18 protein-coding genes are annotated in these 22,423 nt (G+C 61.3%); 10 read left to right on the top strand and 8 right to left on the bottom strand.

Translation table 11 applies throughout. The features are described from left to right. Nucleotides 1–164 precede the first annotated feature (164 nt). The 7 genes from B9Z52_RS01400 (at nt 165) to B9Z52_RS01370 (ending at nt 7,331) form a co-directional block, all read left to right on the top strand. On the top strand, nt 165–1,286 hold the full coding sequence (locus tag B9Z52_RS01400) for an ABC transporter substrate-binding protein (RefSeq protein WP_108412075.1): 1,122 nt from the start codon (nt 165–167) through the stop codon (nt 1,284–1,286). Between the two features lie 4 nt (nt 1,287–1,290). Further along, on the top strand, nt 1,291–2,631 hold the full coding sequence (locus tag B9Z52_RS01395; RefSeq protein WP_108412074.1) for a sulfatase: 1,341 nt from the start codon (nt 1,291–1,293) through the stop codon (nt 2,629–2,631). A 101-nt stretch (nt 2,632–2,732) separates the two neighbouring features. After that, a complete protein-coding gene (locus B9Z52_RS01390; RefSeq protein WP_108412073.1) occupies nt 2,733–3,311 on the top strand; it encodes an alpha/beta hydrolase in 579 nt (192 codons plus the stop codon). Beyond that, complete coding sequence (locus tag B9Z52_RS01385; RefSeq protein ID WP_108412072.1) at nt 3,308–4,300, top strand: sulfate ABC transporter substrate-binding protein; 993 nt, start codon at nt 3,308–3,310, stop codon at nt 4,298–4,300. Before B9Z52_RS01390 ends, B9Z52_RS01385 begins: the two co-directional genes overlap by 4 nt. A gap of 12 nt (nt 4,301–4,312) precedes the next feature. Further along, the gene (gene cysT, locus B9Z52_RS01380) at nt 4,313–5,176 is read left to right on the top strand and encodes a sulfate ABC transporter permease subunit CysT (RefSeq protein ID WP_108412071.1); all 864 of its coding nucleotides are present in this window, start codon (nt 4,313–4,315) and stop codon (nt 5,174–5,176) included. Further along, nucleotides 5,173–6,084, top strand: a complete 912-nt coding sequence (gene cysW / locus B9Z52_RS01375) for a sulfate ABC transporter permease subunit CysW (RefSeq protein WP_108412070.1) — start codon at nt 5,173–5,175, stop codon at nt 6,082–6,084. The genes cysT and cysW overlap by 4 nt, the downstream gene beginning before the upstream one ends. A gap of 155 nt (nt 6,085–6,239) precedes the next feature. Next, complete coding sequence (locus B9Z52_RS01370) at nt 6,240–7,331, top strand: sulfate/molybdate ABC transporter ATP-binding protein (protein ID WP_108412069.1); 1,092 nt, start codon at nt 6,240–6,242, stop codon at nt 7,329–7,331. Between the two features lie 56 nt (nt 7,332–7,387). Here the strand turns inward: B9Z52_RS01370 and B9Z52_RS01365 are convergent, their stop codons facing one another. Together B9Z52_RS01365 and B9Z52_RS01360 are read right to left on the bottom strand one after the other, a co-directional pair. Then, nucleotides 7,388–8,836 (bottom strand): FAD-binding oxidoreductase, encoded by a 1,449-nt coding sequence (locus B9Z52_RS01365; protein ID WP_108412333.1) that lies wholly within the window; start codon nt 8,834–8,836, stop codon nt 7,388–7,390. A gap of 40 nt (nt 8,837–8,876) precedes the next feature. Further along, entirely contained in the window at nt 8,877–9,284 is a 408-nt protein-coding gene (locus tag B9Z52_RS01360; protein WP_108412068.1) for a DUF2069 domain-containing protein, read from the bottom strand. A 21-nt stretch (nt 9,285–9,305) separates the two neighbouring features. On the opposite strand from B9Z52_RS01360, the gene B9Z52_RS01355 reads away from it, so the two are divergent. Next, a complete protein-coding gene (locus B9Z52_RS01355; RefSeq protein WP_108412067.1) occupies nt 9,306–10,565 on the top strand; it encodes a YihY family inner membrane protein in 1,260 nt (419 codons plus the stop codon). Nucleotides 10,566–10,659: 94 nt separating this feature from the next. Here the strand turns inward: B9Z52_RS01355 and B9Z52_RS01350 are convergent, their stop codons facing one another. From B9Z52_RS01350 to B9Z52_RS01340, 3 genes are read right to left on the bottom strand one after another with little or no spacing between them, the layout of a single operon-like run. Further along, nucleotides 10,660–11,199: a flavin reductase family protein gene (locus B9Z52_RS01350; protein WP_233251787.1), complete on the bottom strand. Its 540-nt coding sequence runs from the start codon at nt 11,197–11,199 to the stop codon at nt 10,660–10,662. A gap of 5 nt (nt 11,200–11,204) precedes the next feature. Next, the gene (locus B9Z52_RS01345) at nt 11,205–12,131 is read right to left on the bottom strand and encodes an aldo/keto reductase family oxidoreductase (protein ID WP_108412066.1); all 927 of its coding nucleotides are present in this window, start codon (nt 12,129–12,131) and stop codon (nt 11,205–11,207) included. Further along, the gene (locus B9Z52_RS01340; RefSeq protein ID WP_108412065.1) at nt 12,128–13,285 is read right to left on the bottom strand and encodes an LLM class flavin-dependent oxidoreductase; all 1,158 of its coding nucleotides are present in this window, start codon (nt 13,283–13,285) and stop codon (nt 12,128–12,130) included. Before B9Z52_RS01340 ends, B9Z52_RS01345 begins: the two co-directional genes overlap by 4 nt. 88 nt (nt 13,286–13,373) lie before the next feature. Between B9Z52_RS01340 and B9Z52_RS01335 the strand changes: the two genes are divergently transcribed. Next, nucleotides 13,374–14,105 (top strand): GntR family transcriptional regulator, encoded by a 732-nt coding sequence (locus tag B9Z52_RS01335; RefSeq protein ID WP_108412064.1) that lies wholly within the window; start codon nt 13,374–13,376, stop codon nt 14,103–14,105. Nucleotides 14,106–14,134: 29 nt separating this feature from the next. On the opposite strand, the gene B9Z52_RS01330 is transcribed toward B9Z52_RS01335, so the two are convergent. The 3 genes from B9Z52_RS01330 to B9Z52_RS01320 form a co-directional block, all read right to left on the bottom strand. After that, nucleotides 14,135–16,756, bottom strand: coding sequence for a [protein-PII] uridylyltransferase (locus B9Z52_RS01330; protein WP_108412063.1), 2,622 nt, complete (start codon nt 16,754–16,756; stop codon nt 14,135–14,137). Between the two features lies 1 nt (nt 16,757). Further along, nucleotides 16,758–17,570 (bottom strand): type I methionyl aminopeptidase, encoded by an 813-nt coding sequence (gene map, locus B9Z52_RS01325; protein ID WP_108412062.1) that lies wholly within the window; start codon nt 17,568–17,570, stop codon nt 16,758–16,760. A 105-nt stretch (nt 17,571–17,675) separates the two neighbouring features. Beyond that, nucleotides 17,676–18,164 carry a hypothetical protein gene (locus tag B9Z52_RS01320; protein ID WP_108412061.1) on the bottom strand — a complete coding sequence of 163 codons (489 nt, stop codon included), beginning with the start codon at nt 18,162–18,164 and terminating at the stop codon, nt 17,676–17,678. 251 nt (nt 18,165–18,415) lie between these two features. Here B9Z52_RS01320 and purL point away from each other — a divergent pair, with 251 nt between their 5' ends. Next, nucleotides 18,416–22,414: a phosphoribosylformylglycinamidine synthase gene (purL, locus tag B9Z52_RS01315; protein ID WP_108412060.1), complete on the top strand. Its 3,999-nt coding sequence runs from the start codon at nt 18,416–18,418 to the stop codon at nt 22,412–22,414. Nucleotides 22,415–22,423 lie beyond the last annotated feature (9 nt).

Genomic DNA, 22,423 nt, shown 5'->3' with positions numbered 1-22,423 from the left:
GTCATTGACTGTTGATGGGGCAACGGGCACTGTCGAATCTAAGCATATGCCTGAAACTTCTGAGCAGTTGCTTATCTGTTTTGATTCGTTTTCATCACATGGATGTTTTCATAAAGTCAGCGCATCGACACGCTTTGTGTCGCCTGACTTATTGAAAGCACAACATGAAAACAACTTTGACTCACCGCATCCCCCGCCTCGTGGTGGCTTCGGCCTTGTTCGCCTTGGCCAGCACCGCGCTCTTGTGGTCTGCCGCCTCGCACGCGGCCGATGCGCCCACCGTGATCCGCATCGGCTCGCCCGACCTGGGCACGGCGGGCAAGCCTTCGGCCAGCGCCGGGCCGCTCACGGTGGTGCAGTCGCACAAGTGGCTGGAACAAGAGTTCGCCAAAGACGGCATCAAGATCGAATGGAACTTCTTTCGCGGCGCAGGCCCCGCCATTGCCGAGGGGCTGGCGGCCAAGCAGCTGGACGTGGTGTTTTTGGGTGATTTGGCTTCGGTGATTGGCCGTGCACGCGGCTTGCCCACCCAGTACATCTTTGCTTCGGGCAGAGGCTCCAACAGTTACTTGGCCACCGCGCCGGGCGTGGACATCAAAACCGTGGCCGACCTCAAGGGCAAGAAGATTTCGGTGCTCAAGGGGACGGCCTACCAGCGGCCTTTTGACAACCTGCTGGCTTCGGCAGGCCTGACCGAAAAAGACGTCAAGCTCATCAATCTGGATTGGCCCAGTTCCAAGACCGCCGTGGTGTCCAAAGATATCGACGCCACCTTTGGCGGCTCGGACCTGTTTTTGCTCAAAGACAAGGGCGTGAACATTCCACTCAGCACCAAAGGGCGCGGTCCCGCGTTCAAGATCGACGCGGGCGTGCTGGCCACCGAAGACTTCATTGCCAAGTACCCCGAGGTCACGGCGCGTCTGGTCAAGCAGCTGGTGCGTGCAGCGCACTTTGCGTCGCAAGAGTCCAACCGCGAGGCCTTCATCAAGCTGTCGGTCGAGCACAGCGGCAACCCCGAGCTGGGCATCCGGTCTGAGTTTGAAGGTGAAAACCTCAAAGAACGGTTCTCGCCGCTGATCGACGAAGACCTGGTGGCCGACTACCAGCGCGTGGTGGACGAGGGCCTGAAGCTGGGCTTGATCAAGCAGGGCTTTGCGGTCAAGGAATGGTTTGCCCCGCAGTTTGTGCAGCAGGCCGTCAAGGACCTGAAGCTGGAGAAGTTCTGGACCGAGCTGGACGCGCAAGGCCAAGCCGTTGGTAAAGCGGCCAAACCCAAGGCGAAGTGAAGCCATGAGCACCAAGCCACCGAACATTGTTTTCATCCTGGCCGATGACCTGGGCTGGGCCGACCTGAGTGTGTATGGTCAAACGGCCTTCACCACGCCCCACTTGGACCAAATGGCCGCCGAGGGTGTGCGCTTCACGCAGGCCTATGCCAATTCGGCCGTGTGCTCGGCCACGCGCTTTGCGCTGATCACCGGGCGTTACCAGTACCACTTTCGTGGCGGGCTCGAAGAGCCTTTGGTGCGGCAGGCGCAGCGCTATGGCCTGCCGCCCGAACATCCCACGCTGCCTTCGCTCTTGCGCGATGCGGGCTACAACACCGCGCTGATCGGCAAGTGGCATCTGGGCAGCCTGCCCAGTTTCGGGCCGCTCAAGAGTGGTTACCAGCGCTTTTTTGGCAACTACGGCGGCGCCATCGACTACTTCACGCACAAGCCGGGTGTGGGCGAGGCAGTGCCGCGTGATTTGTACGAGGGCGAGGTGCCCGTGGAGCGCGTGGGCTACTACACCCAGCTGCTGGCCGATGAGGCCAGTGACTGGATCGGCCAGCAGAGCCAAGACAAACCTTTCTTCTTGTCGCTGCACTTCACCGCGCCGCACTGGCCCTGGGTGGGGCCGGAGGACGAAGAAGTCTCACGCAACCTGAAAGACCTGTTCCATTACGACGGCGGCAACCTGGCCACCTATGCACGCATGGTGCGATCGCTCGACGCGGCGGTGGGGCAGGTGCTGGGCCAACTCAAACGCCAGGGGCTCAATGACAACACGATCGTGGTGTTCAGCAGCGACAACGGCGGCGAGCGCTTTGCCAAGACCTGGCCCTTCACCGGGCAAAAGACCGAACTGCTCGAAGGTGGCTTGCGCGTGCCCACATTGCTGCGCTGGCCAGCGGGCCTCAAGCCGCAGGTGAGCGAGCAGGTGACCATAAGCATGGACTGGCTGCCCACCTTGCTGGCCGCTGCGGGGCTGCAGCCGCATCCCGACTACGCACCCGACGGCGAGAACATCCTGCCCGTGCTGCAGGGCCAGGCCCCGGTGCACGAGCGCAGCCTGTTCTGGCGCTACAAAGCGCAGGCCCAGCGGGCCGTGCGCGAGGGACCCTACAAGTACCTCAAGATCAACGAGCACGAATTTTTGTTTGACGTGGTCACCGACACGCTGGAGCGCGCCAACCTCAAGAACAAGCTGCCCGAGGTGTTTGCACGCTTGCGCCAAAAGTGGGAGGACTGGAACGCGCAGTTCATCCCGATCACCGACGAGGTGTTCACGCACGGTGTGACGCCGGACATCCAGGCGGACCGTTATCAGCCCGAATGGTCGCAACGACTGCTTAATGATTCAAAATAAAGAAATTCTTTGGAGCGATACAAATCTTTATCTGTTTTAGTCATTAACAAACAATAAAAAAGTAGTTTGGGTTTTAAAGGGCGGCCGGGACAATCGCCCACATGTCTTGCGAAACCACCCTCGTCATCGTTCCCGGCTGGAAAGATTCTGGCCCCGGCCACTGGCAAACCTTGTGGGCCAAGCGCCTGCCGGGCGCAGTGCGCGTGGCGATGGCCGACGAGGACTGGCAGCGCCCCAAGCAGGCGGTGTGGTTGCAGGCCATCGCCAAGACCATCTTGGCGCAGCCGGGGCCTGTGGTGGTGGTGGCGCACAGTTTGGGGTGCATCGCCACCACGCTGTTGCCGCCTGAGGTGGCTGGCCGCATCAGCGGTGCATTGCTCGTGGCACCGGCCGATCCGGAGCGCCGTGGCCCCTTGGCGGACTTTGCGCCCGTGCCTTACCAGCCCTTGCCTTACCGCAGCATCGTGGTGGCCAGCACCAACGACCCCTTTTGCCCCGTGCGCACTGCAGGCGCTTATGCCCGGTCTTGGGGCAGTGAAGTGGTGCGCCTGCAAAATGCAGGGCACATCAACATCGAAGCGGGCTTTGGCGAATGGCCATTGGGCTTGGCTTTGCTGCAATCCCTGACCGGTTCGCTCTCTTGGAGCGGTACCCCTGAATCTCAATTGGAAACCGCATGAAAAAACTCACACACATCGCCTTGGCCGCCACGCTGGCTTTGTCTGGCCTGGGCGCCAGTGCACAAACCTTGCTCAACGCCTCGTATGACGTGGCCCGCGAGTTCTACAAAGACTACAACGCGGCCTTCATTGCCAACTACAAAAAGACCACGGGCAAGGACATCAAGATCGACCAGGCCCATGGCGGCTCCAGCGCGCAGGCGCGTGCGGTCAACGATGGCCTGGACGCCGATGTGGTGACCATGAACACCACCACCGATGTGGACTTTTTGGCCAGCACCGGTGTGGTGGCCAAGGATTGGCCCAAGCGCTTCCCCAACAATGCCTCGCCCACCACATCAACCATGCTGTTCCTCACGCGCAATGGCAACCCCAAAAACATCAAGGACTGGGACGATCTGACCAAGCCCGGCATTCAGGTGATCGTGGTCAACCCCAAGACCGGTGGCAATGGCCGCATGGCTTATTTGGCGGCCTGGGGCTATGCCAAGAAGAAAGGGGCCAGCGATGCACAGGCGGCCGAGTTTGTGGGCAAGCTGTACAAGAATGTGCCGGTCTTGGCCAAAGGTGGGCGTGATGCAACGACCATCTTTTTGCAGCGCAACATCGGTGATGTGCTGGTGACCTTCGAGTCCGAAGTGGTCTCGGTGGACAACGAGTTTGGCGCGGGCAAGGTCGATGCGGTGCACCCCTCGATCAGCATCGTGGCTGAAAACCCGGTGGCCGTGGTGGAGCGCACTGTGGCCAAAAAAGGCACGGGCGATTTGGCCAAGGCTTATTTGAACTACCTGTACTCCGACGAGGCGCAGGAGATCGCCGCCAAGCATGCACTGCGCCCCCGCAATGCGGCGATCCTCAAAAAATACGCCAGCACCTTCAAGCCCATTCAGCTGTTCACTGTGCAGGAGCTGTTTGGCTCTTTGAGCGAAGCCCAAAAGGTCCATTTCAACGATGGCGGTCAGTTCGACAAGCTGTACACCGTCAAATAAGTTTTCCCACCCATGACCGCATTGCCCATTGCGGCGCCTGCCAAACGGCGGGTGCCAGCCAAAGTGTTGCCCGGGTTCAACCTGACCCTGGGGTTCACCATCTTCTATTTGAGCTTGATCGTGCTGATCCCCTTGTCGGCACTGTTTTTCAAAACCTTCACCTTGACCTGGGACCAGTTTTGGGCCGCTGTGACGGGGCCGCGTGTGATGGCCTCTTATCGCCTGACCTTTGGCGCATCGCTGATCGCAGCCATGGTCAATGTGGTGTTTGGCCTGCTGGTGGCTTGGGTGCTGGTGCGCTACAACTTTTTTGGCAAGAAGCTCATTGACGCATTGGTCGATTTGCCTTTTGCGCTGCCCACGGCGGTGGCGGGCATTTCGCTCACGGCTTTGCTGGCGGGCAATGGTTGGGTGGGGCAGTACCTGGAGCCTCTGGGCATTCAACTGGCCTTCAACCCCAATGGCGTGGTGATCGCTTTGATCTTCATTGGCTTGCCCTTTGTGGTGCGCACGGTGCAGCCTGTGCTGGAAGACGCCGAGAAAGAACTTGAAGAAGCGGCCACCTGCTTGGGCGCAACGCGCTGGCAAACCTTCACCCGGGTGATTTTTCCGTCGATCGCGCCCGCATTGCTCACGGGCTTTGCCATGGCGTTTGCGCGTGCCATTGGTGAATACGGTTCGGTCATCTTCATCGCGGGCAACATGCCCATGGTGTCCGAGATCACGCCGCTGATCATCATTGGCAAGCTCGAGCAATACGACTACGCAGGTGCCACTGCCGTGGCCTTGGTCATGTTGGTGTTCTCTTTTGTTTTGCTGCTCGTCATCAACGCGCTGCAAGCCTGGCAGCGCCGTCACACAGGAGCCCCGGCATGAGCACGAACAGTTCTTCACGCCGCGCGCAAGCGGGCACCACTGAGCCAGCATGGGTGCGTTACAGCCTGATCGGCATCGCGCTGGTGTTCATGTTTTTGTTTCTGGTCTTGCCCTTGGCGGCGGTGTTCACCGAAGCTTTGCGCAAGGGGTTTGAGGCGTACTTTGAAGCGCTCAAGGAGCCCGATGCCTGGTCGGCCATCCGATTGACCTTGATCACAGCCGCCATTGCGGTCCCGTTGAACCTGGTGTTCGGGGTCGCAGCGGCTTGGGCGATTGCCAAATACGAATTCAAGGGCAAAGCCTTTTTGACCACGCTGGTGGACTTGCCGTTTTCGGTCTCGCCCGTGGTGGCCGGTTTGATTTATGTGCTCATGTTTGGCGCGCAGGGCTGGTTTGGCCCTTGGCTGCAGGCGCACGACATCAAGATCGTGTTCGCGGTGCCCGGCATCGTGCTGGCCACGGTGTTTGTGACCTTCCCCTTCATTGCCCGCGAGCTGATCCCGCTCATGCAGGCGCAGGGCAACGACGAAGAGCAAGCCGCCATTGTGCTGGGTGCCACCGGCTGGCAGACCTTTTGGTACGTCACGCTGCCCAACATCAAGTGGGGCCTGATTTACGGCGTGATCTTGTGCAATGCACGGGCCATGGGCGAGTTCGGCGCGGTGTCGGTGGTCTCGGGCCACATCCGTGGGCAGACCAACACCATGCCGCTGCACGTGGAAATTTTGTACAACGAATACCAATCGGTGGCCGCCTTTGCGGTGGCTTCGCTCTTGGCCTTGCTGGCTTTGGTGACCTTGGTCATCAAGTCGGTGATCGAGTGGCGCCACGAGCAAGACATGAAAGCCACGGCTGATACCGCGCCTGAGCGGCCCAGCCCACCCACCCATCCACAGAGCCCACACTGAATTTTTGTAGGAGCCCACCCCGTGTGCGATGGCATGCCTTGGCGGTGTGCGTGAAATCGCCCACGGGGTGGGCTCCTACAACAACAGTCACCGACAACCAGCCATCAGCCATCAGCCATCAGCCATCAGCCACGGTACACCCATCGAGAGAAACCATGAGCATCGAAATCCGCAACGTCAACAAACAATTCGGCGACTTCACCGCGCTGAACAACGTCAGCCTCGACATCGAGTCGGGTGAACTCGTCGCTTTGCTGGGGCCATCGGGCTGCGGCAAGACCACGCTGCTGCGCATCATCGCGGGGCTGGAGACCGCCGACAGCGGCACCATTGGCTTCAGCGGCGAAGACAACACCCATGTGCATGTGCGCGAACGTCAGGTGGGTTTTGTGTTCCAGCACTACGCCTTGTTCCGCCACATGACGGTGTTCGAGAACGTGGCCTTTGGCCTGCGCGTCAAGCCCCGCAAAGAACGCCCCAGCGAATCGGAAATCCAGCGCAAGGTGCACGAGCTGCTGGGCTTGGTGCAGCTCGACTGGCTGGCCGACCGCTACCCCTCGCAACTGTCAGGCGGGCAACGCCAACGCATTGCGCTGGCCCGTGCGCTGGCGGTGGAGCCCAAGGTGCTGCTGCTCGACGAGCCCTTTGGTGCGCTGGATGCCAAGGTGCGCAAAGAGCTGCGCCGCTGGTTGCGCCGTCTGCACGACGAATTGCATGTGACCAGCATCTTTGTGACGCACGACCAGGAAGAAGCCCTGGAAGTGGCCGACCGCGTGGTGCTGATGAACAAAGGCAACATCGAGCAGATCGGCTCGCCGCAAGACGTGTGGGACCACCCGGCCAGCCCGTTTGTGTATGGCTTTTTGGGCGACGTGAACCTGTTCCACGGCCGTGCACACGAAGGCGAGATGCTGATCGGTGCCGACCAGCATGCGGTTCGACTGGACAGCCCTGAACATGCTCAGGTGCAAGACGCCAAGGCTTTTGCTTACGTGCGCCCGCACGATTTGGACGTAGCCCGCTACACGCCCGGCGTTGTCAACACGGGCATCGTGGCCAAGCTGACCCGTGCCATCGTGGTGGGCCCGGTGGCCCGTCTTGAGTTGGAGCCCGTGGAAAGCCACTTCGGCAAAGACGCGATCATCGAAGCGCAGCTGTCGGCTTCGCAATACCGCCAGCAAGACTTCAAAGAGGGCGAGACGCTGGTGCTGACACCGCGCAAGGCGCGGGTGTTTGTGGAGGGCTGAAAACCGGCGTGGGCCGTGCCATTGCACCGATGAGGCGCTGCGGACGGCGTTCGGTCTCAGGGCCGGGTCAGCACGCGACCCGGGTTGAGCAGGTTCTGTGGGTCCAGCGCTTGCTTGACGGCCCGCATCATGGCCAGCGCTGTGGGGTCTTTGTAGTCGGGCAGTTTGCCCACTTTGAGCTCGCCCACGCCGTGTTCGGCGCTGATCGAGCCGTCGAATTTGAGCACTTGGTCAAACACCAAGGTGTTCACGCGCTCTTCGTTCTCGCGCAAAAAGACTTGGCCATCCACGCCTTCAGGGGCTTGCACGTTGTAGTGCAGATTGCCGTCGCCCAGGTGGCCAAAGTCCACCATGCGCACGCCGGGCACTTCGCGCGCCAGCAGGGCATCGGTCTCGGCCACAAAGGCCGGTATGCGCGAGACCGGGATGCTGATGTCGTGCTTGATGTTCAGGCCTTCGGCGGCCTGTGCCAGGGTGATGCTTTCGCGGATGTGCCACAGGCCTCGGGCTTGGGTCAGGTTCTCGGCCACCACCGCGTCGCTCACAAAGCCTGCCTCTAGAGCGGCTTCGAGCAAGGCTTCGAACTGAGCACGCGCATGGGCTTCGTTTTCGCTGTCGGAGTTTTCCAGCAGCACGCACCAGGGGGTGCCCTGCCACAGCGGCACGCGCAGTTGCGGGTAATGCTTGTCCACCAGGCCCAGCGCAAACTGGTTCATGACTTCAAAACCCGTCAGGCCCGGGCCCAGGCGCTGATGCGCCAGACCCAGCAGATCGACCGCCGCTTGCATGCTGGGCACAGCGGCCCAGGCGGTCAGCTGCGCTGCAGGCAGGGGGTAGAGCTTCATGGTGGCGGCGCAGATGATGCCCAGCGTGCCTTCGCTGCCAATCATCAAATTGCGCAGGTCGTAGCCGGTGTTGTCTTTGCGCAGGCCGGTCAGGCCGTTCCAGACCTCGCCTAGTGCGGTCACCACTTCCAGGCCCAGGCAAAGTTCGCGCGTGTTGCCGTAGCGCACCACTTGCGTGCCGCCTGCGTTGGTGCCCAGGTTGCCGCCAATCGTGCAGCTGCCCTCAGCCCCCAGGCTCAGGGGGAACAAAAAGCCCGCACCTTCGGCTGCGGCTTGCAGGTTTTGCAGCACGCAACCGGCCTCCACCGTGATGGTCAAGTTGGCGGGGTCGATGGCGCGCACCGCGTTCATACGGGTCATGCTCAACACGATCTGCGTGCCCGAGTCATCGGGCACACCGCCCACCACCAGGCCGGTGTTGCCGCCTTGCGGCACGATGGGTGTGTGGGCTGCCGCACACGCCTTGACCACGGCGGCCACTTCGGGGGTGCTGCCTGGGCGCACCACGGCCAGCGCTTTGCCTCTGACGCGTTTGCGCCAGTCCTGCTCCCAGGGGCTCAGGTCGGCGCCGGGGTCATCGTGGGTGAGCACGTTGGCCGCGCCGCAAATCTGGCGCAGTTGAGCAATCAGCGAGGCGGTCGATGGCAAAGGGGTGTTCATGTGCATGCGCACGGCCCTTGGGCCGTGAGGTTCAAAAAACTCAATCTTTGGGCACGGGCACGAAGTTGCCCGTCGCCTTGGCGGCTTGGATGCGGATGCGCACATGCAGGGCGCAAGCCACAAACAGGCTGGTGCACAGCAGCACCTGCAGCAGGGCCAGGCCATTCGATGGCCACTTGTCGCCCCAGGCCCGCACGGCACCTTCGGTGAAATACAGCCAGACCAGCAGACTCACCCAACGGTAGGTGTACATGCGGTGCTTGAGCAAACCGGCCAGAGGCAGGCACAAAGGCAGCACCTTGATGGCCCACCAAGAGCCGCCCGGGCGCAGCGGGGCAAGCCACAACTCCCAGGCCAGGCCCACCAAAATCAGGCCGAGCAAGCTGCCCACGGCAAGCCAGCGCGTGAAATTCACGCCAGAGGGGATGTTGTCAGTATTTGTGTTCATGGCGGTGGCATCATACCGGTCATGAAATCCCTTCCTCCCGTGCTGACTTGGCGCGAACATTTCAAAGCTTGGTGGCAAGAGCTGACCGAGCTGCCTTGGCGTCAGATGCTGAGCGTTTTGGCGCAGCGTTTTCGCGATGCCCGCTTGGGCGTGAGCGCCAGTTCGCTCACGTTCACGACCGTGCTGGCCCTGGTGCCTTTGTTTGTGGTGGGCTTGTCGGTGTTCGCCGCCTTTCCGATGTTTGGCAAGTTCCAGGACACGATCCAACGCTGGCTGATCGACAGCTTGGTGCCCGAGAGCATTTCGCGGCAGGTGCTCAGTTACCTGACGCAGTTTTCGCGCAAAGCCAGTCGACTCGGTGCGGTCGGTCTGGTGGCGGTGGTCATGTCTGCGGTCGCTTTGATGGTGACGATCGAGCGCACGCTGGGGCAGATCTGGCGCATCGACCGGCAGCGTCCCTTGGCGCAGAGGGTCTTGCTGTACTGGTCGGCCATCACGTTGGGCCCCTTGTTTCTGGGTGCCAGTCTGGCCATCACCTCGTATGTGGTGACCGCCTCGCAAGATGTGGTGAATGTTTTGCCCGGTATCGTGCGCGGCTTGCTCGACGGTGTGGAGTTCTTCTTGTTGGTCGCTTGTGTGAGCGGCCTGTATTTTTATGTACCCAATACTCGGGTGCAGTGGCGCCATGCGCTGACGGCGGGTTTTTTGGTGGCGGGCGGCATCGAGATCGCCAAAAAGTTGTTGGCGATTTACCTCATCCAGTTTCCGACCTATTCGGTGATCTATGGCGCTTTTGCCGCTGTGCCGATTTTGTTGGTCTGGATTTATGTGACCTGGGTGATTGTGCTGCTGGGGGCGGTGATTGCGGCCAGCATGCCCGAGGTGCGGCGTCAACAGCTGCGCCAAGCGGATGGCGCGGGCTGGGCGTTTCGGGTCGCGCTGGAGGTGACGGCCACGCTCAATGCCCAGCGGCAGTTGTCCCCGCATGGCCTGAGCGCCGAGGCCTTGAGTGTGCGTTTGCGTCTGGATTTGCGCGAGGTCTTGTCGGTCCTGGAGGTTTTGCGAAGCCTCGATTGGGTGGGCTTGCTGCGTGATGAAGCTGGGCCCCAGGCCTCGCGTTATGTGCTGCTCATCAACCCCGCCGTGACCCAGGCCGGGCCGTTGGCCAACCGTTTATTGGTGCTTCGCGAGGCCGCGTCGTACCCCTTCTGGATGGCGACGGGATTGGACCAGACGGCCTTGTCTGCGTTGCTGCCCGTGTCTTCCAGCGTGCAGGCTTGAGGCGTCATCTCCCGCCTGAAGTTCGACTGAGAGGGGCGCGTCTGTATCGGGCTTTTGCAGCACACGGCGTGCCGCAAAAGCCCCATCAGCCCCATCAGCTCGATAAAGGCTGAAACAAGCCGAATTGGCTGCGGCAAAAAGCCAGGGGCGCTGCGTCTTGCCAACCAAAGTCCCTGACCTGGCCGATGATGATGTGGTGATCGCCCGCGTCCACCAATTGGTGAACGGTGCAGTCAAACCAAGCCACGCATGAATCCAGCCGAAGGCGCTGGCTGGCTTGCCGGTGAACCGGCACACCTGCAAATCGTTCGGCCATGGCCCCTTTGGCAAACTGGTTGGCCACGGTGGCTTGAGTGCTTGCCAGAACGTTGACCGTGAAGCCGCCCGATTGCGTGAACGCGGGCAAACTGCTGGCTTCTTTGCGGATGCTCCACAGCACCAGTCGGGGGTTCAAGGAGACCGAGCTGAAGGAGTTGCAGGTCATGCCCCAGTCTTGTCCCTCGTGGTGTGCGGTGACCACCGTGACGCCGGTGCCAAAACAGCCCAGGGCTTTGCGGTAATCGGCAGGGTCGCTCACGGGGGCAGCCGCAGTGGCTGCTGAAGTGATGTCATCGGGCATGTGGCGCATGGGCACTTTCTTCAAGGCACTTCATGGCCGTTGGCCAATTCATACAGTTCATACCAAGTCTGGCGGTCCATGGGGATCCGCGCCGCATCGGCAAAGCGCTGGATGCGCTCCATTTGGTTGGTGCCCATGACAGGCAAGATGCCCACGGGGTGGTGCATCAGCCAGGCCATGGCCACGGCGGTGGTGTCGCTGCCCGAGGCCAGCGCCAGTTTGGCCAATGCGGGGGCCAAGCGTGCGGCGGCTGTGCCTGTCGTGTGCGCTTGCGAATGCAGGCGACCGCCACCCAAGGGCGACCACGCCATCACCGGCATGCGGTGCTGTTGCGCATGCGCAATCTGACCGTTGGTGAACGGTGCTGTGTTCAAAAGGCTCAGCTCGATCTGGTTGGTTTGCAGCTTGTGCTTCATGCACGACTGCAGCAAGTCCACATCCCAGGGCATGAAGTTGGACACGCCCACGCCGCGCAGCTTGCCGCTGTCGATCAGGCCATCCAGGCACGCACCCAAAGCCTGGGCGTCCATCAGCGGGTCGGGGCGGTGGATGAGCAGCAGGTCGATCACATCCACACCGATGCGCGACAAGGATCGGTCCACGCTGGCGGTCACATGGGCCGGGCTGGTGTCGTAGTGCTTGACGCGGGTGTCCGGCCATTTGTCCGACAGCAGCATGATGTCGGTTTTGGTGACGATTTCGATCTGGTCTTTCAGGCTGGAGCGTGCCTTGATGGCTTGGCCAAACAGTTCTTCGCAGCTGTAATTGCCGTAAATGTCGGCATGGTCGAAAGTGGTGATGCCCTGCGCCAAGCAAGCGTCAATGCGCGCCAAGTTGGCGTCCACCGAGTGGTCGGTGGCCTCGGACAGGCGCCACACACCATAGGCCATGCGGCTCAGGCTGCGCCCGTTGGGCAGCGCAAGGCGGCCGATTTGCTTTGAACTCATTTGCGAACTCCTGTGCCCAACGGTGTGGGCGGTGTTTGGGCCGGAACGCGGCCATATTCTTGTGCAAGGGAAACCGTCTTGAGCTGTGGCAAGACTTTGGTGCCAAAGATCTCGCACTCCTGCAGGTGAGGGTAACCGGAAAAGATGAAGGCCCGGATGCCCATCTTTTGATAAGCCTCGATTTCGCTGAGCACCTGATCGACACTGCCCACCAGCGCAGCGCCACAGCCGCTGCGGGCGCGGCCCACACCGGTCCACAGATGCGGCTCGACATAGCCTTCGTCGTCGGCGCGGTCGCGGTTGGCGCTTTGCAGCGAAACGCCCAGGCTGGTGGCATCCAAGGCCCTGTGGCGGATTTCGCGGCCTTTTTCATCGTCCAGTTGCGAGACCAACTCGCGCGCATATTCACGCGCTTCGGCTTCGGTGTCGCGCACGATCATGTGCACGCGCAAGCCATAGTCCAGCAAGCGGCCGTATTTCTCGGCCTGGGCATGCACATCGCGCATGCGCTGGGCCAGCATGTCCTTGGGCTCGGGCCACATCAAATAGGTGTCGCAGTGTGCGCCGCACAGGGCCAGTGCGTCGGGGCTGTAGCCCCCAAAGTAGAGCAGGGGGCCGCCGTTGGTTTGGTAAGGCCGCACAGGGTCGGTGGACAGGCCCTTGAGCTTGTAGATCTCGCCGTCGTAGTTGATCTCGTCTTGGGTCCAAGCTTGTTTGAGGATCTCGACCACTTCCCACGAACGGCGGTAACGGTAAGCGCTGTCCTCTTGTTGGCCGGGAAAGTCAGACGAAATCACGTTCAGCGTGAGGCGGCCTTCCAGAATGTGGTCCAACGTGGCCACGGTGCGCGCCAGCATGGCAGGGTGCACCTCGCCGCAGCGGATCGCTGCCAGCAGGTTCATGCGCTGGGTTTTGTGGGCGACGGCGGCGGCAAAGGTCAGGGTGTCTTGCCCGACCTGGTAGGACGATGGGCACAGGATGTTGCGATAGCCGAGTTCATCGGCCCTTTCGACGATGCGGCTGGTGTTGGCCCAGTTGCTGCGCAAGTCGCCATCGGGCACACCCAGGTGGCGAAAATCATCCGAACACAGCGGTGCAAACCAAGCGACTTCAGCGCCTTGGACGTCTTGTCCTTTGACGGGAACGATGCTCATGTCAGATCTCCTGAATTAATGAATGAATAGTATAGGAATTGACGCGTGTTGGTTTGGGGGTTTCCACCAATTTGTCATACTGTGGGCCATGAAAGCTGCAAATCACGCTCAACCGCTCCCCGTTTACCTGCAAATTGCCGAACTGTTGGTTCGTCAAATCAAGGCAGGCTACTGGCACCGTGGCGAGCGTTTGCCGACCGAAGCGGCCCTGGCACAAACGCTGTCTGTCGCGGTGGGCACGTTGCGCAAGTCGCTGGCGCTTTTGGAGAGTCAAGGCGTGCTCGAGCGCATTCAGGGCTCGGGCACCTATGTGAAAAGTGTGCAGGGTTCGCAGCAGATTTACGAGCTGTTTCGCCTGGAATTGACCGACGGGCCGGGCTTGCCAACGGCCAAAATTCTCGAGGTCCGCCAACTCAAGGCCGAGCCTGGCATGCCTCAGCTGGGCAGTGATGCGCTCGGTGAGGAGGGTGCGCCCTGCTGGCGGGTGCGCCGCTTGCGTTATTTGAGCCAAGTGCCGGTGGCGCTGGAGGAAATCTGGTTTACCGCCCAGGGCTGCCCACAGTTGAGCGCTTCCGAGTTGGGCGACTCGATGTACCTGTTCTACCAACAGCGCTTGAATGTCTGGATTGCCCGGGTGGAAGACCAGATCAGCGCAGCACCCGCGCCCGATTGGGCCGATTCGGTATTGCTGCTGAGCCCCGGCGCGTGGGCCGGTTACATTGAGCGCGTTTCTTGGACCGCTGGCAACGAAGTGGCTGAATTTTCGAAAACCTGGTTTGACCCACGCGTGTGTCGTTACTCGTCTCGCATGAGCCAGTAAGGCGCAGGCCAAGGCGCACCCAGGTCTGTTCAGACCGCTTCAAGCGCCTGCAGCAATTCGGTTTCGATGGCGATTTGCGCCTTGTTTTGTTGCAGGGCCGGACCGCTGATCAAGAAGGTGTCTTCCACCCGCTCGCCCAAGGTGCTGATCTTGGCCAGTTGCAGGTCAATGCCATGCTTGGCCAGCACGGTGGCGATGCTGTAGAGCAAACCTATGCGGTCACTGGCCGAGATGCTGAGCAACCAACTTTGCGCCTTGTCATCGGGTTTGAGCGTGACGCGCGGCGTCATCGGGAAGCTCTTGACCCGGCGTGAGACACGGCCGCGCGAGGGCGCGGGCAGGGGGCCTTGGCGCTCGATCGTGAGGGCCAAATCTGACTCCACCATGGAGATCAATTCGCGGTAATGCTCGGGCAGTGTGTTGGTCACGATCTGGAAAGTGTCCAGCGCCCAGCCCGTGCGGGTGGTGTGCACCTTGGCGTCCAAAATGCTGAAGCCAGCCTGATCAAAGTGACCGCAAATGCGGGCAAACAAATCGGCTTGGTCCGGGGTGAACACCAGCACCTGCAAGCCTTCGCCCACGGGCGATATGCGGGCACGCACGATGGTGCGCGGCCCGGCCGGATCGGGTTTGGCCACATGGCGCGACAGTTGGCGGGCATGCCAAGCGATGTCGCTGGCATCGTGGCGCATGAAATAACCCACATCCAGCGTGTCCCACAAGGCCTTGTGGCCTTCGTGGGGTTCGGCGTGGCGGGCCAGCTCGACCAGGGCATCGCGCTTGCGCGCTTCCACCACGGCGTTGGCATCGGGCGCACGGCCACCCAACACACGCAGCGTGGATTTGTAGAGGTCTTCCAGCAGCTTGCCTTTCCAGGCGTTCCAGACTTTGGGGCTGGTGCCACGGATGTCGGCCACCGTCAGCAAATACAAGGCGGTCAAGTTGCGCTCATTGCCCACGCGCTGGGCAAACCGCCCGATCACATCGGGATCGCTCAGGTCTTCTTTTTGCGCGACATGGCTCATGGTCAGGTGCTCGCCCACCAGAAACTCGACCAGCTGCGCATCGGCTTTGTCCAGTTGGTGCTGGCGCGCAAAGGCACGCACCTCGGCCTTGCCCAGTTGCGAATGGTCTCCGCCACGGCCTTTGGCGATGTCGTGGAAAAGCGCAGCGGCGTAAAGGATCCAGGGCTTGTCCCAACCGGCGGCCAGTTGCGAGCAAAACGGGTATTCGTGCGCATGCTCTGCCATGAAAAAGCGCCGCACATTGCGCAGCACCATCAAGATGTGCTGGTCCACCGTGTAGGCATGGAAAAGGTCGTGCTGCATCTGACCCACAATGCGACGGAACACCCACAAATAGCGGCCCAGCACCGAGGTCTGGTTCATCAGCCGCATGGCATGGGTGATGCCAAAGGGCTGCTGCAAGATTTGCATGAAGGTCTGGCGGTTCACCGGGTCGGCCCTGAAGCGTCCGTTCATGATGGCCCGCACGTTGTACAGTGCCCGCAGTGTGCGGGCCGACAAACCGGTCACTCCCGGTGTGGCCTGGTACAGCAAAAAGGTTTCCAGGATCGCGTGGGGGTGCTTTTCGTAGAGGTCGTCACTGGCGACTTCGATCAGGCCGGCTTTTTCGAAAAAGCGCTCGTTCAGCGGGCGAAAACTGCCCAGGGTCTCGCCCCGGTCGCTTTTGAGGCGGTCTTCGATGTTGAGCAGCAAAATCTGGTTGAGCTGCGTGACCGCCTTGGCGGCCCAATAGTATTGGCGCATCAGCTTTTCGCTGGCACGCAAAGCCAAGCGCCCATCGGGCAAGACATCGGCGCTGTAGCCGAACGACTCGGCCACCCCGGTTTGCAAGTCAAACACCATCCGGTCTTCGCGGCGGCGCGCTTGCAAATGCAAACGCGCACGGATCAGGCCCAGCAGGGCTTCGTTGCGCTTGATTTGCCGGATTTCCAGCGGCGTGGCCAGGCCGTTGCGCGCCAGATCGTCCCAGCTGCTGCCCAGACCGGCTGCACGGGCCACCCACAAAATGATCTGCAGGTCGCGCAGGCCACCGGGGGACTCTTTGCAATTGGGCTCCAGCGCGTAGGGTGTGTCTTCAAACTTGGTGTGGCGCTGGCGCATCTCCAGCGACTTGGCCACGAAGAAGGCTTGCGGGTCCATCGCGCCGATGTATTGCTTCTGGAAATCCGCAAACAGCACTGCGTTGCCCGTGATCAGGCGCGATTCCAACAAAGATGTTTGGACCGTGATGTCCTTGGCCGACTCGGCCAGGCATTCGTCCAGGTTGCGCACACTGGAGCCGATTTCCAGGCCCGTGTCCCAGCAACTGCCAATGAAGCGCTCCAGCTGGCTTTGCAGCTCGGGCGAGGTTTCTGGTGACTGGCCTGCGGGCAAGAGCAGCAACACGTCCACGTCGGAAGCCGGGAACAGCTCACCTCGGCCAAAGCCACCCACGGCAACCAGGCACAACGCAGGGGCAAAGCCTGCTTGACGCCAAAGCTCAATCAGCAAGCCGTCGGCCAAAGCCGCCAGGTGCTTGAGTGTGCGTTGCAGGCTGCGCGTGCTGGCCTTGGATTCGGCCAGGGTTTGCAGCACCGCTGCCTTGTCGCGCTTGTAGGCGTCGCGCAGCGCAGCCAGCTCGGTCATCTCAGGCCGCTTTGGAGGTGATGAAGTCGGGAATAGCGGGGCTGCCTGCCGACAAGGTCAGCACCTCGTAGCCAGTCTCGGTGACCACCACGGTGTGCTCCCATTGCGCCGACAAGGAATGGTCCTTGGTCACAATGGTCCAGCCATCGCCCATTTCCTTGATCTCTTTGCGGCCCGCGTTGATCATCGGCTCGATTGTAAAAATCATGCCGGGCACCAGCTCAATCAGGGTGCCGGGCTTGCCGTAGTGCAGCACCTGTGGCTCTTCGTGAAAACCCCGGCCAATGCCGTGACCGCAAAACTCGCGCACCACCGAAAAGCCGTGGCCTTCGGCAAACTTTTGAATCGCATGGCCAATGTCACCCAAATGGGCACCGGGCTTGACCTGCTCAATGCCTTTCCACATGGCGTCATACGTCAGCTTGGCCAGGCGCTTGGAGGCAATCGAGGCCTCGCCCACCATGAACATGCGGCTGGTGTCACCGTGCCAGCCGTCCTTGATGGTGGTGATGTCGACGTTGAGCGAATCGCCTTTTTTGAGGGGCTTGTCATTCGGAATGCCGTGGCAGACCTGGTGGTTGATGGAGGTGCAGATCGACTTGGGGTAGGGCTTGTAGCCACCTGGCGCATAGTTCAGCGGCGCGGGGATGCAGCCTTGCACATCGACCATGTAGTCGTGGCACAGCTTGTCAATCTCGTTGGTGGTGATGCCCGGCTTGATGAAGGGCTCGATGTAGTCGAGGACTTCCGAAGCCAGGCGGCAAGCTACGCGCATGCCTTCGATGTCTTCGGCGGTTTTGATGGTGATCGTCATGGGACGCGATTATCCCTCAGCACAGCCAAAGGCGCGATGGCCCTGACTAGACCGCACGCCTTGAAAGGGACGAGTTATCTGCAGCGTAGGGTGTGTTTGCTTGGCTCAGCGAATTTCGGCCATCCCAGAGCGGGTGTTGGAAATAAAAACGCCGATGCAGTTGTCTCGCTGGTCAGTCACCACCCAAGGATGTGTTTGGTAAGTGGGTTGTGTGTAGCGGGTTTTGGCAGGAATCGCCTTGTAGAAAACCCTGCGGCCCTGGTAGTCCAGCCAATAAGTGCGAACCTCATGAACGCGTTTGTTCAGGAAGTTCATGGTGGTGTGGACATTGCCTTGAGCCGAGCGCAGGCCGCGTTCGTCGGGACAGGTTTGACCGCTGCCGGCTTGGTCTTGCCCATGTTGTTCGTGTGCGTGTTCATGCTGCCTGTCCGCTGTGTGGCCATGCTGTGCGGCGTCCAAAGCGTGGTCTTTGCCTCGCTGCTGAAGTTTGTCTGCTTCCTGCCCCAACATGGTTCCGAGTGGGTTGCCTGCATGGCTGATTTGCACCATGCCCAGCAGGGCGATGGCGAGGATGGCTTTGGGGGGAAATTGCATGGTGCATTCTTTCTGTTCAGATGAAGCTCATCTAACGCGTCTGTCGGTAATGAGTTGACTTTTGTACCCAATAATTAACTTTTCTTACATGTGCGCGCTGCATGCGCGGGGCCAAGAGGCCTGCATGTGGATTGAAATGCGTTTGCAGGCCATCGCGTCAGGGTTTCCACGGCTAAAATACCGCCTTTGCCGGTCAGCCCCAGTCAGCGGCCCCGGCGCTGCGGTTTCCCGTCTCTTCACAAGGCCACCCCGTGTCCCTGCACATCACGACTTTCGAAGGCGCCAGCGCCCTCAGCGACTTTCGCATTGCCCAAGTTTTGCCACGTCTGGCAGAAATCTCTCCACAAATTGTGGGCATCGCCGCCCGTTTTGTGCACTTGGTGGCCACCGCAGCGCCTTTGGGTGATGCCCAAAAACAAACCCTCTCGGCCTTATTGAGCTACGGAGAGCCTTACGCAGGGCCCACCGATGGTCCCGTGATCGTGGTCAGCCCGCGTATGGGCACGGTGTCACCTTGGGCGTCCAAGGCGACCGATATTGCCCACAACTGCGGTTTTGATGTGCGCCGTGTGGAGCGCCTGACCGAATACCGCTTGACATTGAAATCCGGCTTGCTGAGCAGCGCCAAACTCTCCCCTGAGCAATTGGGTCAAGTGGCTGCTGTGCTGCACGACCGCATGACCGAGTCGGCTATGCCCAGCCGCGATGAGGCTGCCGCCTTGTTCACTGCCCTGGACCCTGCGCCCATGGCGCATGTGGATGTGCTGGTGGGCGGTCGCGCTGCTTTGGAAGACGCCAACAAGACTTGGGGCCTGGCCCTGGCCGAAGACGAAATCGATTATTTGGTCACCGCTTTTACTGGCCTCAAGCGCAACCCCACCGATGTGGAGTTGATGATGTTCGCGCAGGCCAACAGCGAGCACTGCCGCCACAAGATTTTCAACGCCGAGTTCACCATCGACGGCGTGGCCCAGCCCAAGAGCCTGTTCGGCATGATCCGCAACACGCACCAGCTCAGCCCCCAGCACACGGTGGTGGCGTATTCCGACAACGCCTCGGTGATGGAAGGCCACACCGTGGAGCGCTTTGTGGCCCGGACTTCGGGGCAGGGCGCGGCCTACCAAGCCGAAGAAGCCTTGCACCATGTGCTGATGAAGGTCGAAACCCACAACCACCCGACCGCGATTTCGCCTTTCCCCGGTGCATCCACGGGCGCGGGCGGCGAGATCCGTGACGAGGGCGCAACCGGTCGTGGCTCCAAGCCCAAAGCGGGTTTGTCGGGTTTCACCGTGTCCAAACTCTGGGGTGGCATGTCCGACCAATTGGGCGGCAAGCCCGAGCACATCGCTAGCCCCTTGCAAATCATGACAGAAGGCCCGCTGGGTGGCGCGGCGTTCAACAACGAATTTGGCCGCCCCAACTTGCTGGGCTATTTCCGCGAATACGAACAAACCGTGGACGGCGTGGTGCGTGGTTACCACAAGCCCATCATGATCGCGGGCGGTCTAGGCCAGATTGACTCGGACCAGACGAAAAAGATTGAATTCCCGGCGGGCAGTTTGCTGATCCAGCTGGGTGGCCCCGGCATGCGCATCGGCATGGGCGGCAGCGCGGCCAGCTCCATGGCCACAGGCACCAACGCCGCCAACCTCGACTTTGACTCGGTGCAGCGCGGCAACCCCGAGATCGAGCGCCGTGCGCAAGAGGTCATCAACCACTGCTGGGCACAGGGCGCGAATAACCCCATCTTGGCTATCCACGACGTGGGCGCGGGCGGTTTGTCCAACGCCTTCCCTGAATTGACCAATGACGCTGGTCGCGGTGCACGTTTTGATTTGCGTGCCGTCAAGCTCGAAGAATCTGGCTTGTCGCCCAAAGAAATCTGGTCGAACGAAAGCCAAGAACGTTATGTGATGGCGATTGCGCCCGAGTCTTTGGCGCAGTTCACCGCTTTTTGCGAGCGCGAGCGCTGCCCGTTTGCGGTGATCGGTGTGGCCACCGATGAGCGCCAATTGGTTCTGGAAGACCAAGGCCAGGAGTCGCCCGTGGACATGCCCATGGACGTGCTGCTGGGCAAGCCGCCCAAGATGCACCGTGACGTGACCACCGTGGTGCGCCAGTCACCCGCGATGGACCTGACGGGCGTGAGTTTGCAAAAAGCCGTGATCGATGTGCTGAGCCACCCCACGGTGGCGTCCAAGCGTTTCCTCATCACCATTGGCGACCGCGCCGTGGGCGGCCTCACGCACCGCGACCAGATGGTCGGCCCCTGGCAAGTGCCGGTGGCTGACGTGGCTGTGACCCTGGCCGACTACGCCAGCTTTGCCGGTGAAGCCATGAGCATGGGCGAGCGCACACCGCTGGCCTCGCTCAATGCCGCAGCCTCTGGCCGCATGGCCGTGGCCGAGGCCATCACCAATTTGCTGGCCGCGCCGATCGAGCTGCCCCGAGTGAAGATGTCCGCCAACTGGATGGCCGCTTGCGGCGAGCCGGGCGAAGACTCGGCACTCTATGAAACCGTCAAGGCCGTAGGCATGGAACTGTGCCCGGCGCTCGACATCTCGATCCCGGTGGGCAAAGACAGTTTGTCGATGCGCACGCAGTGGACCGACAACGGGGAAACACACAAAGTCACCTCGCCCGTGAGCTTGATCATCACCGCCTTTGCCAGCCTGAGAGACGTGCGCGGCACGTTCACGCCGCAACTGGACGCAAGAACCGATGACACCAGCTTGCTCTTGATCGACCTGGGCCAAGGCCAAAACCGCATGGGTGGCAGCGTGCTGGGTCAGGTGCTGGGCCAGTTTGGCGACCAAGTGCCCGATCTCGAAGACCCGCAAGCGCTGGTCCATCTGGTCAAGGCCATCAACACGCTGCGCTCGCAAGGCCAGATCCTCGCCTACCACGACCGCAGCGACGGCGGCTTGCTCGCCGCTGTGGCCGAAATGGCTTTTGCCGGCCATGTGGGCGTGGCGCTCAACGTGGACATGCTGGTCACCGAAGGCGACGGCATCACCGACAGCCGCGCCGACCATGGCGACGCCAAGAACTGGGCGGGCCAGGTCAGCGCCCGCCGCGAAGAACTCACCCTCAAGGCCCTGTTCAACGAAGAGCTGGGCGTGGTGCTGCAAGTGCGCACGGCCGAGCGGAACGCGGTGCTGCAAACCCTGCGCGAACACGGCCTGTCCAAGCACACGCATGTCATTGGCAAGACCCGCCCCGTGCAATCGATCATCCAAAAAGGCGTGGGCGAGCTCAGCATCTGGCGCGACACCAAAGAGGTGTTTGCTGCCAAGCTGGAAGACCTGCACCAGGTCTGGGACAACGTGAGCTGGAAGATTTGCCAGCAGCGCGACAACCCCGCTTGCGCCGACGCCGAACACGCCGCCGCGGGCCGCGCCGACGACCCCGGCATGCATGTGTCGCTGAGCTTTGACCCGGCACAGGATGTGGCCGCGCCGTTTCTGAATTTGTCGCGTCCCAAAGTGGCCATCCTGCGTGAGCAGGGCGTCAACTCGCATGTGGAAATGGCCTACGCCTTCCACAAAGCGGGCTTCGAGTCGCACGACGTGCACATGACCGACCTGCAATCGGGCCGCGCCAACTTGGCCGATTTCAAAGGCCTGGTGGCTTGTGGCGGTTTCAGCTACGGCGACACGCTGGGCGCGGGCATCGGTTGGGCCCGCAGCATCACCTTCAACCCCGCATTGGCTGAGCAGTTCAAAGGCTTCTTTGGCCGCACCGACACCTTTGGTCTGGGCGTGTGCAACGGCTGCCAGATGTTTGCCGAACTGGCAGACATCATCCCCGGTGCCGAGGCCTGGCCGCGCTTCACCACCAACCAGAGCGAGCGTTTTGAAGCCCGCCTGTCCATGGTTGAGGTGCTGGAATCGCCCAGCTTGTTCTTGCAGGGCATGGCGGGCAGCCGCTTGCCGATTGCCGTGGCGCACGGCGAAGGCTTCGCCAACTTCAAGCACCGGGGCAATGCGGCCCAAGCTTTGGGGGCCATGCGCTTTGTGGACAACACAGGTGCAGCCACCGAGCAGTACCCCTTCAACCCCAACGGCAGCGCGGGCGGCCTCACGGCTGTGACCACCTTGGATGGGCGCTTCACGGCCATGATGCCGCACCCCGAGCGGGTGTTCCGCAATGTGCAAATGAGCTGGACAGACCTGGGCCAGTCGGGTGGCATCGACGCCACCAGCCCCTGGCTGCGCGTGTGGCAAAACGCCCGCAAGTGGGTAGGTTGACCGCCGGTG

The sequence above is a fragment of the Limnohabitans sp. Jir72 genome (assembly GCF_003063575.1).
Classification (GTDB): Bacteria; Pseudomonadota; Gammaproteobacteria; order Burkholderiales; family Burkholderiaceae_C; genus Limnohabitans_A.
Note: the sequence above shows the minus strand (reverse complement) of the source record. Positions and strands in the feature narration are given on the sequence as shown.